Origin of the sequence: Paenibacillus sp. cl6col, assembly GCF_900102125.1 — a bacterium.
Classification (GTDB): domain Bacteria; phylum Bacillota; class Bacilli; order Paenibacillales; family Paenibacillaceae; genus Paenibacillus_B; species Paenibacillus_B suaedae.
The window spans coordinates 1-1,150 of the sequence record NZ_FNAZ01000029.1 but is presented as its reverse complement, the minus strand read 5'-3'; the positions used below and the strand labels follow the sequence as shown (position 1 = coordinate 1,150).

Below are 1,150 nucleotides of genomic sequence, written 5' to 3'. Positions count from 1 at the left end.
GAAGCGATTCCAATTAAAATGGTTCGAGTCTAAACGAAAATGAATGAATAAGCTAGAATTAGTGTCTATGTGTCCAAATTTATGGGGTTAATCCGTTACAAGGCTAATAGATGTTAGCACAACACGAGGAATCTCCTATATAGGCATCTGCACAATCATATAGTTATTAACCTACATACTATACATACAGGATATTTGACTTTACGAATAGTGCGTATCTTTACACAGCAAAAGGAGGTATTGTAATGACAAATTTTTATTCTTTTCACGGTACTATCACTATGATTAATGATTTTTTTACAGGGCAAAATGGCGAAGGATGTTATAAATTAATAGCTGTAGACAACGGGTTGGGGGAAATCGTAAATTTCGTGGTGTCGCCCAAAACTTATTTTGTAGACCATGTAATGGTGTCAGTAGGAGATCAAGTGACTGGATATTATGACGGAAATGCACCTGCACCTCTAATTTACCCTCCACAATATCAAGCAATTGTCATGGTAAAAAATAGCCCCTATCAGAATGTAAAAGTAGATTATTTTAATACTGAGTTGGAGAGTAGTGATGGACGATTACGATTAACCATTTCTCCATATACTCAAATCATACTAACAAATGGGCAACACTTTTCAGGAACCCCTGCGAACCGAGATCTAATTGTTATTTATGGACCTACCACAGTAAGTATCCCCGCCCAAACTACACCCTATAGAATTGTAGTTTTGTGTTTGGGGGCATTATAGAAAATTCCTGTTGTTACCTTCTTGGCCAACAGATTCTTGATAGATGTCAGCGTAAGTTTTTGTATCTTTGATTAGACCGTCGCAGAAAACTATCACTGCCCGTCACTTCGAGCACGCCTTTCCCCAAGACTGCTCCCTCTTCAAAGAGATCGATAATCCCCGAAAGCAAATCCGTCCCCTCGGTTAGCTCAAGTGGACCGACCTTAAAGAGATAGTTTTGAATGTTCTAAACATCGATTCTGTTCTCGGCTGAAAGGAGTCACTCAAACCAGAGAATAAACACAAAGAGGCCTAAAGTATACAGCTTCCTAGCGGATTAACCCCATAAATTTGGACACAAAGACACTAATTCTAGCTTATTCATTCATTTTCGTTTAGACTCGAACCATTTTAATTGGAATCGCTTC

1 protein-coding gene and 1 pseudogene are annotated in these 1,150 nt (G+C 38.4%); one reads left to right on the top strand and one right to left on the bottom strand.

All coding sequences use genetic code 11. The features are described 5' to 3' along the window. Window positions 1–245 precede the first annotated feature (245 nt). Window positions 246–743: a hypothetical protein gene (locus BLS15_RS28395; protein ID WP_021253356.1), complete on the top strand. Its 498-nt coding sequence runs from the start codon at window positions 246–248 to the stop codon at window positions 741–743. Here BLS15_RS28395 and BLS15_RS28390 read toward each other — a convergent pair. After that, window positions 738–966 (bottom strand): annotated as a pseudogene (locus BLS15_RS28390) (DUF1048 domain-containing protein); the annotation flags it as partial. The gene BLS15_RS28395 and the pseudogene BLS15_RS28390 overlap by 6 nt on opposite strands. Window positions 967–1,150 lie beyond the last annotated feature (184 nt).